At 71.3% G+C, this 12,303-nt stretch carries 14 protein-coding genes; 6 read left to right on the forward strand and 8 right to left on the reverse strand.

What is annotated here, in order from left to right; genetic code table 11:
* Positions 1-87 precede the first annotated feature (87 nt).
* Positions 88-474, reverse strand: a complete 387-nt coding sequence (locus ACSHXN_RS37605; RefSeq protein ID WP_355137491.1) for an anti-sigma factor antagonist — start codon at positions 472-474, stop codon at positions 88-90.
* A gap of 192 nt (positions 475-666) precedes the next feature.
* Positions 667-1,617: an NADP-dependent oxidoreductase gene (locus tag ACSHXN_RS37610; RefSeq protein WP_355137493.1), complete on the reverse strand. Its 951-nt coding sequence runs from the start codon at positions 1,615-1,617 to the stop codon at positions 667-669.
* A 71-nt stretch (positions 1,618-1,688) separates the two neighbouring features.
* Here ACSHXN_RS37610 and ACSHXN_RS37615 point away from each other — a divergent pair, with 71 nt between their 5' ends.
* A complete protein-coding gene (locus ACSHXN_RS37615; RefSeq protein WP_438305432.1) occupies positions 1,689-2,636 on the forward strand; it encodes a GlxA family transcriptional regulator in 948 nt (315 codons plus the stop codon).
* Between the two features lie 10 nt (positions 2,637-2,646).
* On the opposite strand, the gene ACSHXN_RS37620 is transcribed toward ACSHXN_RS37615, so the two are convergent.
* Positions 2,647-3,201, reverse strand: a complete 555-nt coding sequence (locus ACSHXN_RS37620; RefSeq protein ID WP_383358239.1) for a TetR/AcrR family transcriptional regulator — start codon at positions 3,199-3,201, stop codon at positions 2,647-2,649.
* A 5-nt stretch (positions 3,202-3,206) separates the two neighbouring features.
* The gene (locus ACSHXN_RS37625; RefSeq protein WP_355137499.1) at positions 3,207-3,569 is read right to left on the reverse strand and encodes a DUF1304 domain-containing protein; all 363 of its coding nucleotides are present in this window, start codon (positions 3,567-3,569) and stop codon (positions 3,207-3,209) included.
* Between the two features lie 171 nt (positions 3,570-3,740).
* On the opposite strand from ACSHXN_RS37625, the gene ACSHXN_RS37630 reads away from it, so the two are divergent.
* Positions 3,741-4,202, forward strand: a complete 462-nt coding sequence (locus ACSHXN_RS37630; RefSeq protein WP_355137501.1) for a pyridoxamine 5'-phosphate oxidase family protein — start codon at positions 3,741-3,743, stop codon at positions 4,200-4,202.
* Positions 4,203-4,277: 75 nt separating this feature from the next.
* Complete coding sequence (locus ACSHXN_RS37635) at positions 4,278-4,670, forward strand: VOC family protein (RefSeq protein ID WP_355137503.1); 393 nt, start codon at positions 4,278-4,280, stop codon at positions 4,668-4,670.
* 132 nt (positions 4,671-4,802) lie between these two features.
* On the opposite strand, the gene ACSHXN_RS37640 is transcribed toward ACSHXN_RS37635, so the two are convergent.
* Positions 4,803-5,111, reverse strand: a complete 309-nt coding sequence (locus tag ACSHXN_RS37640) for a DUF4235 domain-containing protein (protein WP_355137505.1) — start codon at positions 5,109-5,111, stop codon at positions 4,803-4,805.
* Positions 5,112-5,408: 297 nt separating this feature from the next.
* Between ACSHXN_RS37640 and ACSHXN_RS37645 the strand changes: the two genes are divergently transcribed.
* Positions 5,409-6,485 carry a cation diffusion facilitator family transporter gene (locus tag ACSHXN_RS37645; protein ID WP_438305436.1) on the forward strand — a complete coding sequence of 359 codons (1,077 nt, stop codon included), beginning with the start codon at positions 5,409-5,411 and terminating at the stop codon, positions 6,483-6,485.
* A gap of 111 nt (positions 6,486-6,596) precedes the next feature.
* On the opposite strand, the gene ACSHXN_RS37650 is transcribed toward ACSHXN_RS37645, so the two are convergent.
* Positions 6,597-7,172: a TetR/AcrR family transcriptional regulator gene (locus ACSHXN_RS37650; protein ID WP_355137507.1), complete on the reverse strand. Its 576-nt coding sequence runs from the start codon at positions 7,170-7,172 to the stop codon at positions 6,597-6,599.
* Positions 7,173-7,295: 123 nt separating this feature from the next.
* Here ACSHXN_RS37650 and ACSHXN_RS37655 point away from each other — a divergent pair, with 123 nt between their 5' ends.
* Positions 7,296-8,345 (forward strand): NAD-dependent epimerase/dehydratase family protein, encoded by a 1,050-nt coding sequence (locus ACSHXN_RS37655; protein ID WP_438305438.1) that lies wholly within the window; start codon positions 7,296-7,298, stop codon positions 8,343-8,345.
* Between the two features lie 48 nt (positions 8,346-8,393).
* Positions 8,394-10,733 (forward strand): SpoIIE family protein phosphatase, encoded by a 2,340-nt coding sequence (locus ACSHXN_RS37660; RefSeq protein WP_383358242.1) that lies wholly within the window; start codon positions 8,394-8,396, stop codon positions 10,731-10,733.
* A gap of 62 nt (positions 10,734-10,795) precedes the next feature.
* Here the strand turns inward: ACSHXN_RS37660 and ACSHXN_RS37665 are convergent, their stop codons facing one another.
* A complete protein-coding gene (locus ACSHXN_RS37665) occupies positions 10,796-11,242 on the reverse strand; it encodes a nitroreductase family deazaflavin-dependent oxidoreductase (RefSeq protein ID WP_355137559.1) in 447 nt (148 codons plus the stop codon).
* A 191-nt stretch (positions 11,243-11,433) separates the two neighbouring features.
* Entirely contained in the window at positions 11,434-12,066 is a 633-nt protein-coding gene (locus ACSHXN_RS37670; RefSeq protein ID WP_383358243.1) for a LysE family transporter, read from the reverse strand.
* Positions 12,067-12,303 lie beyond the last annotated feature (237 nt).

The raw sequence follows: 12,303 nt of genomic DNA on the forward strand, positions 1-12,303 counted from the left end.
GGCACGAACGAAGGCGACGGGCCTGCCGACAGGCCCGTCGCCTTCGTGTGGGCGGTTCCGCCGCGCCCGCGAGCCGGCCCCGCCGGCTCAGCCCGTTTCCACGGAACCTGCGGCCTCCGGCCGGCTGAGGGCCTCCTCCACCGACGCCGACGGCGGCAGCACCTGGGCCAGTCCGGTGATCCGCAGGATGCGCAGGATCAGCGGCTCGGTGCAGACCAGGTGCAGGGTTCCGCCCTGTGCGAGCACACGGCGTCGCGCCCGGAAGAGCAGACGTAATCCGGAGCAGTCGAAGAACTCCACCGGGCGGAGATCGATGACGATCCGTGGTGCGGGGCGGCCGGTCGCGGAGTCGAGGAACGGTGTGATCTCGGACGCCGCGACGACGTCGATCTCCCCGTGGAACTCGAGCACCAGATGACCGCCGTCCCGATGGATACGCAGGTGCCGGGTGAGCGGTGCAGGGTCGTGATGCACGTCGACATCGCCTCCAACCGGCTCCTCGCCCCCCTGCAAGTTACCCTCGCTAGAGTGAATTTCAGCATGTTCGATTGACATATGTCTTCGAAATGCGGGAGGGGCGTCCGATGAAGTGCGTGGCGCGACTACGGCGCCCGACGGACGCCGCGGACACACCGACGTGGGCGACGTGCCCCGGCACCCCGGTCGTCAGTCCATCAGCAGCACCAACTTGCCCGTCGTCCGGCCGGTGTCGCCCAGCTCATGCGCCTTGGCGGCCTCGGCCAGCGGGAAGGTCCCGGCGATCGTGGCGCGCAGCTTCCCGGCCTCGACGAGTTCCGCGACCGTCCTCATGCCGTGGCGGTCGGCGTCGACCAGCATCTCGGTGGCGCGTACCCCGAGTGCCTCCGCCTGCCCGGCCAGCTCCTTCGAGCCCCGCGGCAGGATCGTGACCAGGATTCCGCCCTTGCGCAGCGTCCGCAGCGAACGCTGGACGTAGTCACCGCCGACCGTGTCCAGAACCACGTCGACGTCCCGTACTGCTTCGGCGAAGTCGGTGTCGTGGTAGTCGATCAGTTCGTCCGCGCCCAGTCCGCGCACAAAATCGTGCTTCCCGGCGCTCGCCGTCCCGATCACGTGGGCGCCGCGTGCCTTGGCGATCTGCACGGCCACGTGCCCCACCCCGCCGGCGGCAGCATGGATCAGCACCTTCTGCCCGCGCTGCAGACCCGCCGTCTCGACCAGGGCCTGCCAGGCGGTCAGGGAGACCAGGGGCAGAGCGCCCGCCTGGGCGTGGTCGATCGACGGTGGCTTGTGCGTGAAGGCGCGGGCCGGGGCGGACACGTACTCGGCGTGCGAACCGTGCCCGAAGGGATAGGACAGCAGGCCGAAGACCTCGTCGCCGGGCTTGAAGGTGGCGACACCGATTCCGGTCTCCTCGACCACGCCCGAGACGTCCCAGCCGAGGACGAACGGAGGCTTGCCGAGGAATCCGCCGGTGGCGCGGTGCTTCCAGTCCGTGGGGTTGAGTCCGGCGGCGCGCACCCGGATCAGCACCTCGTTCGTGCGCGGTGCGGGGCGTTCGACCTCTACCACCTTCAGGACCTCGGGACCGCCGAGGACGTCCTGGCTGACGGCTCGCATGGTGTTCACAGTGCTCATGGTGTCCCAGCGTGCCCGGGCCCGCCCTCCGGAGAAATGGCACAATTGCCAAGCTTCGATAAGATCGTGCCATGCAGCCAACGCAGCGAGTCGTGGTCCTGGCGCTCAACGGCGTGTACCCCTTCGAGCTGGGCATCCCCAGCCGGATCTTCGGTGCCGCCGACGACCGGTACGAGGTGCTGACCTGCTCGGTGGACGGGCGGCCCGTGCGCACGAACGCGGACTTCACGATCGAGGTCGAGCACGGACCCGAGGTGCTCGCCACGGCCGACACCGTGGTGGTCGCGGCCATCGCGCCACCCCACATCACCGCGGAGCTCCCCCCGGAGATCCTCGCCGCCCTGGCGCACATCCGTCCCGAGACACGGGTCGTCTCCGTGTGCACCGGAGCCTTCGTCCTCGCCGCCGCGGGGTTCCTCGACGGCCGGAAGGCCACCACGCACTGGCAGCTCGCCGAGGACTTCCGGCGCATGTTCCCGCACATCGCCCTGGACCCGGACGTGCTCTTCGTCGACGACGGCAGGGTTCTCACCTCCGCCGGAGCCGCCTCCGGTGTTGATGTCTGCCTGCACGTGGTCCGCAAGGACCACGGCAGTGACCTGGCCAACAAGGTGGCCCGGCGCTGCGTGGTGCCGCCGTGGCGGGACGGCGGTCAGGCCCAGTACATCGAGCGGCCCGTGCCGGAGTCCACGGCCGCCGGCACGGCCGCCACCCGGGAGTGGGCCCTGCAGCGCCTCGGAGAGCCGCTCGCACTTGCGGACCTGGCCGGTCATGCCCGGATGAGCCGCCGCACCTTCGCCCGCCGCTTCGGCGAGGAGGTGGGCATGAGCCCCGGCCGCTGGCTCATCCAGCAGCGTGTGACCAGGGCCCGCCATCTGCTGGAGTCCACCGATCTGCCGGTGGACCAGATCGCGGGCGAGGTCGGCTTCGCGACGGGAGCCTCCCTGCGCCAGCATCTGCATGCGGCCATCGGAGTGTCACCCCAGGCCTATCGGCGCACCTTCCAGACGGCACGCTGACGACCGCCGCTCACCGGCTGCGGTGCAGGGCGACCAGCAACTGCCAGGAGTGGTCGGCGATCCGGTCCGGGGTCGCCTCGATGAGTCCGTGCAGCCAGTCGGCCAGCACGCCCGTGAAGGCGGCGGCCACGGCGGACGCGACCAGGGGCGCGTCCGCCGCCCCCGCCCGTTCACGCTCGGAGAGGCTGCGGGCGCGCAGATCCCGGTGCAGGACGCGGCCGAGCGGACCGCCGCCGCCCGGGGCCAGGAGGGCTCGGTAGAGGGCTCCGTGCGGGGTGAGTCCGGCAAAAAAGGCGTGGAGCGCCGGCGGGGCGTGCACGGGATCGGGGCGGCCGCTCCAGGCGTGCAGCGCGTCCACGGCCTCCCGTACGACGTCGGCGCAGGCGTCGATCGCCAGCGCCTCCAGATCCGCGTAGTGCAGATAGAACGTCGCACGGCCGACTCCGGCCCGCCGTACGACGGCGGCCACCCCGACCTTCTCCAGCGGACGCTCGGCGCATTCGCGCAGCAGTGCCTCCCGCAGCCGTGTGCGGGTGCGGGCCGCTCGAGGGTCCTGTGCCGACATCACGCTCATCCCGCGGCGAGCACGGCCGCCAGGGCCAGGGCGCCGGGCAGCGCCTGGGCGAACAGGATCCGCCGGTTGGCCGTGACGGCACCGAACACGCCGGCGATCACCACGCACACCAGGAAGAAGACCTGCACACGGAAGCCGGTCGGATCACCGGCGATCAGCCCCCACACCAGACCGGCCGCCAGAAACCCGTTGTAGAGACCCTGGTTGGCGGCCATCGGTGCCGTGGCGCGGGCCATCTCCGGCCCGAAACCGTGCAGTCCGCGTCCGGGCTTCTTCTGCCACAGGAACATCTCCATCACCAGGATGTAGATATGCAGGGCGGCCACCAGTCCGACCAGCACGTTCGCCAGGATCTCCATGTGTCGACGCCCCCAGCCGAGGTTCACTGATTTCCTGGACAGATGTCCAGGATGATGACCGGAGCACTATAGCCGGGCAGCGTCCAGGAGTTGACGCCAGGGCCACATGTCACACGGGCCGGCTCCCGTCCGTCGTTCCCGTAACCACCGCGATCAGGAGGCCGCACCGAGATGAATCCGCCCGCCCGTAGCGCCCGTCAGCGCACGCACGACACCCTGCACCGGCTGGAACACGACGTCGACGCCTGGATCGCCACCGCCGACCCCGCAGGGGGCAGCCCGTACCTCGTCCCGCTCTCCTACCTCTGGGACGGCGGCACCCTGCTGGTGGCCACCCCGGCGGAGAGCCCCACCGGGCGCAACCTGTTCACGACCGGCACCGTGCGTCTGGGCATCGGGCCCACCCGGGACGTCGTGATGATCGACGGTGCGGTGCAGGCGCTGGAACCTGCCGAACTGTCCGAGGGGGCGGGCGACTCCTTCGCGGCGAAGACGGGCTTCGATCCCCGCCGACTCAGCACGGTCTACCGGTACTTCAGGATCACGCCCCGCCGCGTCCAGGCGTGGCGCGAGGCGAACGAACTGTCCGGACGCGATCTGATGCGGGACGGCGAGTGGCTCGCCCTCGACTGAATCGGGGGGACCGGGATACCCGGGGAACGTATGCGGGCGGGGACCCGCCCGCCCCGGATTCCCAACGGAGGAAGCATGGCAGTGGTGGTGGCGTCCGTCGTGGTCCTTGACTGCGCCGAACCCGAGAAACTCGCCGTTTTCTACAGGGAGTTGCTCGACGCGGAGGAGGTCGACGCGACCGCGAACCGGGTGGAGATACGCGCCGCCGACGGGATGCGGTTGGCGTTCCGCCGGGATGTGAACGCCACCCCGCCGAGCTGGCCCCGCCCGGAGAACTCCCTCCAGGCCCACCTGGACTTCCTCGTCGAGGACCTCGACGAGGCCGAGCGCAAGGTGGTCACCCTGGGGGGCCGGCCGCTGGAGGCCAAGGACGCGGCGGGGCCGTACGAGGAGCGGGGTTGCTGCGATCCCGCCGGGCACTCCTTCACCCTGCGCCTCAGGCCGGCCACGGCACCGAAGCAGGGCTAGGTCCTGCCGCTTGAATCATGCCGGCGTCGCGGACCGAAAGGCGCGGTCTCTGCCGGCCGGCCTGATCCGAACGACAGACCCTGCGGCCCGCCGTTGTGTGGCGGCGGGCCGCAGGCCGCCCCGGAGCGGGTGTCAGTCCCGGCCGCCCTTTCCCGCGGCCGGCCACACACCGGTCGACCGCTCGATCGCCTTCGCGCCCGTTCGGTCCGCGGCACTGCGGGCCACGGCGAAGAGTGCGCCCTGGATCGCCGCGGCGAGGAGCACCTCGCCCCATCCGCGGTCCTTGTCCAGGGCGTCGGGCGCATCGTCCTCGTGGCGTATCGCCTTCCAGGTCCTGCGGAAGGCCATTCCCGCGAGCGTTCCGCCGATCCAGCCGAACGCGAATCCGACGGGCCGGTAGACGAGCGGAAGCTTCGCCCTGGTCTTCTTGTTCGTCGCCACGTATCTCTCCTTTGCCGACTGCGATTCTCGCCGCGCCCCCTACAGGTGCCCCCGATACGTTCGAAGTCGACGGTGTCACCGAAATCCCGCGTCGGGCAGGGGGCGTGCAATGTGCCCTCGCGGCCGCCGGGGCCCGGGCGCGCACCGGCGGATCCGCCTCACCACCGGCCGGGAGACGCTGCTTCCGCCGACGAAGGAGCCCCCTTGGTCACGCAGGGAGCGGCTCCGCGCCGATCGGGTCCCCCGGTTGTGCGTTGCACATCGTGTGAGACGCGCGCAGGGGGGCAGTCGGGCGACGTGAGTGGTACTTCCTCGGACGCGAAACGGCCGGACACGACTCCCTCCGGGCGCAGGCCCCGGCGCGGTGACGAGGCCCGGCCCGGGCCACCCTCGTGCCACGGCGCCTCGGACCGCAGGACGCGGATCACGGTGCTCGTGGCCCTCGGCGCGAATCTGCTGATCGCCGTGGCCAAGGCCGTCGGCGGCCTGTTCGCCGGGTCGCCCGCCCTGCTGTCGGAAGCGGCGCACTCCGTGGCCGACAGCGTGAACGAGATCTTCCTGCTCGCCGCCCTGCGCCGCAGTCGCCGCCCGGCCGACCGCCGTCACCCCTTCGGCTACGGCAAGGAGCGGTTCTTCTGGTCGCTGCTGGCGGCCGTCGGCATCTTCGTGATGGGTGGCTGCTTCTCCTTCTTCCAGGGCTTCGAGGCACTGCAGGGCGGCGCGAAGGAGTCGCACGAGGGTTATGTCGCGGGCCTCGTCGTCCTGGCGGTTGCGCTGGTTTCGGAGGGTGTCTCCCTGGTGCGGGCCCTGCACCAGGTGCACCGGCAGGGCGGTACGGCCGCGCAGGGGCTGCGGGACCCGGCGCTTCGCACGGTGGTCGCGGAGGACAGTACGGCGGTGCTCGGTGTGGTGCTGGCGATGGTCGGCATGGCGCTGCACATGGTCACCGGAAACGTGGTGTGGGAGGCATCCGCCTCGCTCGCGATCGGCGCCCTACTGGTGTACGTCGCCTACCGCCTCGGCCGGGACGCTCGCGAACAGCTGATCGGCCAGGCCGCCGATCCGGAGCTGAGCGACCGCATCCGGCAACTGCTGGAGGTGCAGCCGGAGATCGACAGCGTGGAGGAACTGCTCACCATGCAGCTGGGCCTCGACTCGATCCTGGTGGCCGCCCGTGTCGATGTGGTCCCCGGCCTCGACAGCGAGGAGGTCGAGGAGATCTCGCTGCGCATCCGGCACTCCCTCATGCATGCCGTGCCGGAGGCGGACCAGATCTTCCTCGACATCACGGACGCATCCATCCACGCGGCGGGCCGCCGCACGAACGGCGACACGACGAGCCCCGCCGCGACGGGGGAGCGCGGCGGGGCCTGACGGACGGTTGCCCGGTCGGGGGCGGATCATGCACGGGTCGTCCGCGATTCCGGCTTGTTCCTCACCCGGCCCGCTCACCGGCGCGGTGGCCGCGCGGAATCCTGGGCGGGGTCAGCCGGACGCCGGGGGCGCGGCCCGCAGCCCGTCGATGATGAGGTCGAGGATGCGCGCGGCTCTGGCTTCGCCGTTCCGTGCCGGATCGATGCGCCACAGAACACTGAGTTGCAGCAGGACGTCCTCCGGGTCGAGGCCGGGTTTGAGCGAGCCGTCGGCCGCTCCCGCGTCCATCAGTACGCCGATGGCGGCGACGAAGGGCCCGTAGTACTCGTCGTCCACTCCGGCGTTGGTGGCGGCGTGGATGACCTCGGCCACGCCGTACTTGAGCCGTCCGTACCTGGCCACTTCGGCGAACCAGAGCCGGAGGGCGGTGAGGGGCCGGTTCTCGGCGAGGAGTGCGGGGGCGAGGTCGATGAGCTGCTGGATGTCGTGCCGGTACAGCTCGAGGATGAGCGCATCCCGGGTGGGGAAGTGGCGGTAGAGCGTGCCGATCCCGACGCCGGCCTTCTTCGCGATGCCCGTGAGCGAGGCGGAGCTCGAGGCGGCGAACGCCTCCCGGGCGACGGTCAGGATCCGGTCCCGGTTGTCCAGGGCGTCCTTGCGGGTCGGTTTCGAAGGCAGCGAGTTCACGGGTGTCAGTCGTCCGTCCGGTGCGAATTGCTAAGCGGAGGGGCCTCCGGTACGTTGGTGGGCATAGCGGAGGGGCCTCCGCTTCATTTTGGCACACCCCACCCACACCGTGGAGGAACAGTCATGCCCGAATTGGTTCTGGTCACCGGGGGAAGCGGTTACATCGCCGGTTGGTGCGTCGCCGAACTCCTGCGGCGCGGTTACGAGGTGCGGACCACAGTGCGCGGCCGGGACCGGGAGCAGGCCGTCACCGACGCCGTCTCGACCGTCGTCGACCCGGCCGGCCGGCTGAGCTTCGGCGTCGCCGACCTCACGCACGACGACGGCTGGGACGCGGCGCTCAAGGGCGTCGACCGCGTGCTCCACGTCGCGTCACCGCTCGGTATGACCTCCGACGACCCGGGCACCCTGGTGACCACCGCCCGCGGCGGCACCCTGCGGGTCCTGCGCGCAGCGACCGCGGCCGGGGTGAAGCGTGTGGTGATGACGTCGGCGGCGAACGCCTCGAGCCCCTCGTCCTATGCCACGCAGGGCGTGACCGACGAGACGCTGTGGACCGACCCGGACGACCCGACCCTGATCCCCTACCGCCGCTCGAAGACCGTCGCCGAGCGTGCGGCCTGGGACTTTGTGCAGGAGCACGACGGCCCCACCGAACTGACCACGGTGCTTCCGGGCGCGGTCTTCGGACCCGTTCTCACGACGAGCACCATCGGATCCGTCGGCATCGTCGGCCGCATGCTGTCCGGGGCGATGCGCGGCATTCCGAGGATCGGCCTGGAGATCGTGGACGTCCGGGACCTCGTTGACGTCCATATCCGGGCGATGACAGCACCGCAGGCCGCGGGGGAGCGGTTCCTCGCCACGGGTGAGTTCCTGTGGATGTCGGAGATGGCGCACCTCCTGCGCGACGGCCTCGGCGCGGACGGCCGGCTGGTGTCCACGCGGCAGGTGCCGGACCTGGTCGTACGGCTCCTGGCCAGGTTCCGGGACCCGTCGCTGCGGGAGATCACGCCCGCCCTCGGCCGGCGCAACCGCCACACCACCGAGAAGGCGCGCCGGGTCCTCGGCTGGCAGCCCCGTCCCGCCCGGCAGACGGTCCTGGACTGCGCCCAGAGCCTGATCGAACACGGCGCCGTCCGGATTCCGCCCCGGGCGGGCAGTGGCCGGTAGGCGGGGGCCAGGTTGAGGTAACGCAACCGAGGGATCATTCTGGACCATATGGAGGAAGTCGCCGCAGCGGCGATCGTCGACGCCCGGGGCACGGTGACGGGATGGAGCGAAGGTGCCCAGCGGCTGACGGGATACCCGCCCGAGGAGGTCGTGGGTCGCGCGGCAAAGGATCTCCTGGCGGAGGGCACGGTACCTCCGGCGCTGACCGCTCTGACCGGCACCGTCGTGGTGCGGCATCGGGACGGGCAGCCCCTGCCGCTGCACCTGAGCGCCGTCCCCATGGCCGGCCCGGACGGCGACCCGATCGGTTTCGTGGTGGTGACCGCGTCCACGTCGGAGGAGAACCTCCTGGTGGCCCAGGCGTTCCAGCAGGCGCCGGTCGCGCTGTCCGTCTTCGACACGGCGCAGCGCTTCCTCAGGGCCAACGACAGGGCCGGGGAGCTCATGGAGGTCGATCCGGACGGCCTCACCGGACAGTACTTCCCGGACACCGCGGATCGCTGCGACGATCACAACCAGCGGTTCCAGAGCCATCTGCGCCAGGTCGCGGAGAGCGGCCTCCCGGTGCACTACGAGAGTTTTCGACACAGCCCCTCGCAGCTTCGCAAGCGGGCCTGGACCATCGACATGTGGCCGGTGTACACCACCTCGGACCGGGTGACCGCCGTCGCCACCTCGGCCTGGGACAACAGCGAGCAGCACTGGGCGCGCCAACGGCTGATGCTGCTGAACGAGGCCGCGATGGCGATCGGCACCACGCTGGACGTGGTGCGGACCGCCGAGGAGCTGCTGGAGGTGGCCATTCCCCGGTTCGCCGACTTCGCCAGCGTGGACCTGATCGACTGGGTCCTCGACAAGGACGAACCCCCGAAGTCGGCCGGCGACGACATCGTGCTGCGCCGTATCGCCCACCTCTCGGTCACCGAGGGCATCCCGGAAGCGGCGGTCAGGCTGGGGGACACGGACACCTATCACCCGCTCTCCCCGCCCGTCAGGGCGCTGCGCGAGGGACGGGCGGTGCTGCGCAGGGCCGGGGAACCCGACTTCGACCGCTGGGTGCAGCAGCGCAACGCCCAGGACATCGGCGACCCCGCCTTTCGCAGGGGCGCCCACTCCATGGTGACCGTTCCGTTGCGGGCCCGCGGCACCACCCTCGGTGTGGTGGTGTTCGTGCGCATCGCCAACCCGGACCCCTACGCGGCCGACGACACCGTCCTCGCCGAGGAACTGGCCAGCCGGGCCGCCGTCAGCTTCGACAACGCCCGCCGCTTCACCCGTGAGCGATCGACCGCGCTCGCCCTGCAGCACAGCCTGCTGCCGCGCGGGCTGGCCGAACAGGCCGCGCTCGACGTCGCCCACCGCTACCTTCCCTCCGGATCACAGGCCGGAATCGGGGGCGACTGGTTCGATGTGATCCCGCTGTCCGGGGGACGCGTCGCCCTGGTCGTCGGTGACGTGGTCGGGCACGGCATCCGCTCCTCGGCCACCATGGGCCGGCTGCGCACGGCCGTACGGACCCTCGCCGACGTCGACCTGCCGCCGGACGAGCTCCTCACCCACCTCGACGACCTCGTCACGCACCTGGCGGCCGACGAGAGCGGTGAGGAGGAGGTCGGCGAGCTCGGCGCCACCTGTCTGTACGCGGTCTACGACCCCGTCTCGCGGCGGCTCGCGCTGGCGGCCGCGGGGCATCCGGCGCCCGTCGTCCTGCAGCCCGACGGCGATGCCCGGCTCGTCGCCATGTCCGCCGGGCCGCCGCTCGGCGTCGGCGGACTGCCCTTCGAGGAGACGGTACTGCAGCTGCCGGAGGGCTCCCTGATCGCCCTGTACACCAACGGGCTGATCGAGGGGCGCGACCGCGATCTCGACCGCGGCGCCAACGAGCTGTGCCGGGCCCTGCAGACCTCGCGCGGCTCCCTGGACGACCTGTGCGACAAGGTCGTGAAGTCGGTGCTGTCCGACGAGCCGGGCGACGACGTCGCGTTGCTGCTGGCCCGTACCCGGGCCCTGGGCGCGGACCAGGTGGCGACGTGGGACGTGCCCCCGGACCCGGCACAGGTCGCCGTCACACGGCAGTGTGCCATCGAGCAACTGGCCGAATGGGGCCTCGGCGAGGTCGCCTTCGTCACCGAACTGGTCGTCAGCGAACTGGTGACCAACGCGATCCGCTACGGCGGGGCGCCCATCCAGCTGCGGTTGATCCGCGACCGCTCGCTGATCTGCGAAGTGACCGACGGCAGTTCCACCTCACCGCATCTGCGCCGTGCGCACGTCTTCGACGAAGGAGGCCGCGGTCTGCTGCTGGTCGCCCAGCTCACCCAGCGATGGGGTAGCCGGCAGACCAACGAGGGCAAGACGATCTGGGCCGAACAGCCCCTGCCTGCCTGACCCTTCCGGCAACGGCGAAAGGCCGCACGGGCGCAGCCGTGCGGCCCGCGGAGCGGGTGCGCTCACTTCCCGGCCGGCTCCAGCACGAAGACGGGGATCTCTCGGTCGGTCTTCTTCTGGTAGTCGGCGTACGGCGGGTAGGCCGCGACCGCCCGCTCCCACCACGCCGCCTTCTCCTCGCCCGTGATCTCACGGGCCGTCATCTCCCGGCGCTCGGGGCCGTCCTGGAGCATCACGGTGGGGTGGTCCGTGATGTTGTAGTACCAGACGGGATGCTTGGGCGCGCCGCCCAGTGAGGCGACCACGGCGTAGCGGCCTTCGTGCTCGACGCGCATGAGCGGAGTCTTCCGGATCTTGCCGCTCTTGGCTCCCAGGGTCGTGAGGATGATCACCGGCAGGCCTGTGTCCTGGAGCGTCGTCCCCCGGGTGCCACCGGAGCTCTCGTACAACTCGACCTGCTCGCGCACCCACTGAGTCGGGCTGGGTTCGTACTCGCCCTCAAGAGGCATGGCATCCGTCCCATCGTCGTGTACGACTGCTGTCACGTCCGTGGTGTCCTGGTACGGGAGTTCCATACCTGGGACCACACGTGTCGAAATTCAACACCAGCCGCTCACGGTTTCATCCGCACCCCACGTCCGACACGGCCGCCCCGACAGGGATCGGCCAGGCGCGCGCGGATGCCGGGGGGCGATTCCGGTCAACTCGGCGCCACCAGCATCCGCACCGCGAGCGCCGCCATCACCGCACTGGAGGCGAACGCCGTCAGCAGCCGTCCGCGGGGTCCGGTCAGCGCCCTGCCGAGCAGCGCGCCGCTCCCGGCCAGCGTCAGCTGCCAACTGGCGGACGCGGCGAAGGCCGCGAGGACGAAGAGCCCCTGCTCCAGCGGCTCCGCCGAGTCGGTCGCACGGCTCCCGAGGACCAGCGCGGCGAAGTAGATCACGGTGGTCGGGTTGAGCAGCGTGACGCCCAGCAGTCCCAGATAGGCGCGCACGGGTCCCGGAGGCGCCGCGGGGACCGCGGCGGCGTCTCCCGCGGAGCAGTATCTGCGCAGACCGGTCACGGCCGCGTGCAGGGCGAGGGCGGCCAGTACCAGGGCCGAGACCCAGCGCAGGGGCACCAGCACCGGCTGCAGCGCGGCGGCGAGGGCGGCGCCGCCGGCGGTCGCGACCAGGGCGTAGATCCCGTCGGCGCTGGCGACGCCGAGGGCGGCGCACGCACCGGTCCGCAGGGACGTACGGGCCGTGAGGGAGACGAGGTAGGCGCCCACGGCTCCCACGGGCACCGCGATGCCGTAGCCCGCGACCAGCCCCGCGACGAGCGCGCCGGTCATGACGGTGAGAGCGAGTGCCTCCGCTGACGGCCGGGCTGCTGTCGGCGTCCCACCGGGCAGGCGGCGGAGGAGGTCGGCGGCAGAAGGGCTTCGAACGTCGGCATGCGCAGATCTTCGGCGAACGACGACGCCCCGGCAAGCGGTTTACGATGGCACTTGCGCAAGCGCGCGGCGCGTCCCGGCGTCGCGGCGCCACGAGCCGACCGACGACACGTTTCGGCCCTCAGGGCATCCGGC

It is taken from the genome of Streptomyces sp. HUAS TT11 (assembly GCF_051553595.1).
In the GTDB taxonomy this organism is placed as follows: Bacteria; Actinomycetota; Actinomycetes; order Streptomycetales; family Streptomycetaceae; genus Streptomyces.

Bases quoted from the DNA above. Each gene is read 5' to 3' on its own strand.
- ACSHXN_RS37670 (WP_383358243.1), bottom strand. From the start codon at position 12,066: ATGACCGGCGCGCTCGTCGCGGGGCTGGTCGCGGGCTACGGCATCGCG.
- ACSHXN_RS37615 (WP_438305432.1), top strand. From the start codon at position 1,689: ATGCAGCCAACGCAGCGAGTCGTGGTCCTGGCGCTCAACGGCGTGTAC.
- ACSHXN_RS37610 (WP_355137493.1), bottom strand. From the start codon at position 1,617: ATGAGCACTGTGAACACCATGCGAGCCGTCAGCCAGGACGTCCTCGGC.
- ACSHXN_RS37655 (WP_438305438.1), top strand. From the start codon at position 7,296: ATGCCCGAATTGGTTCTGGTCACCGGGGGAAGCGGTTACATCGCCGGT.
- ACSHXN_RS37635 (WP_355137503.1), top strand. From the start codon at position 4,278: ATGGCAGTGGTGGTGGCGTCCGTCGTGGTCCTTGACTGCGCCGAACCC.
- ACSHXN_RS37620 (WP_383358239.1), bottom strand. From the start codon at position 3,201: ATGTCGGCACAGGACCCTCGAGCGGCCCGCACCCGCACACGGCTGCGG.
- ACSHXN_RS37660 (WP_383358242.1), top strand. From the start codon at position 8,394: ATGGAGGAAGTCGCCGCAGCGGCGATCGTCGACGCCCGGGGCACGGTG.
- ACSHXN_RS37665 (WP_355137559.1), bottom strand. From the start codon at position 11,242: ATGCCTCTTGAGGGCGAGTACGAACCCAGCCCGACTCAGTGGGTGCGC.
- ACSHXN_RS37625 (WP_355137499.1), bottom strand. From the start codon at position 3,569: ATGGAGATCCTGGCGAACGTGCTGGTCGGACTGGTGGCCGCCCTGCAT.
- ACSHXN_RS37630 (WP_355137501.1), top strand. From the start codon at position 3,741: ATGAATCCGCCCGCCCGTAGCGCCCGTCAGCGCACGCACGACACCCTG.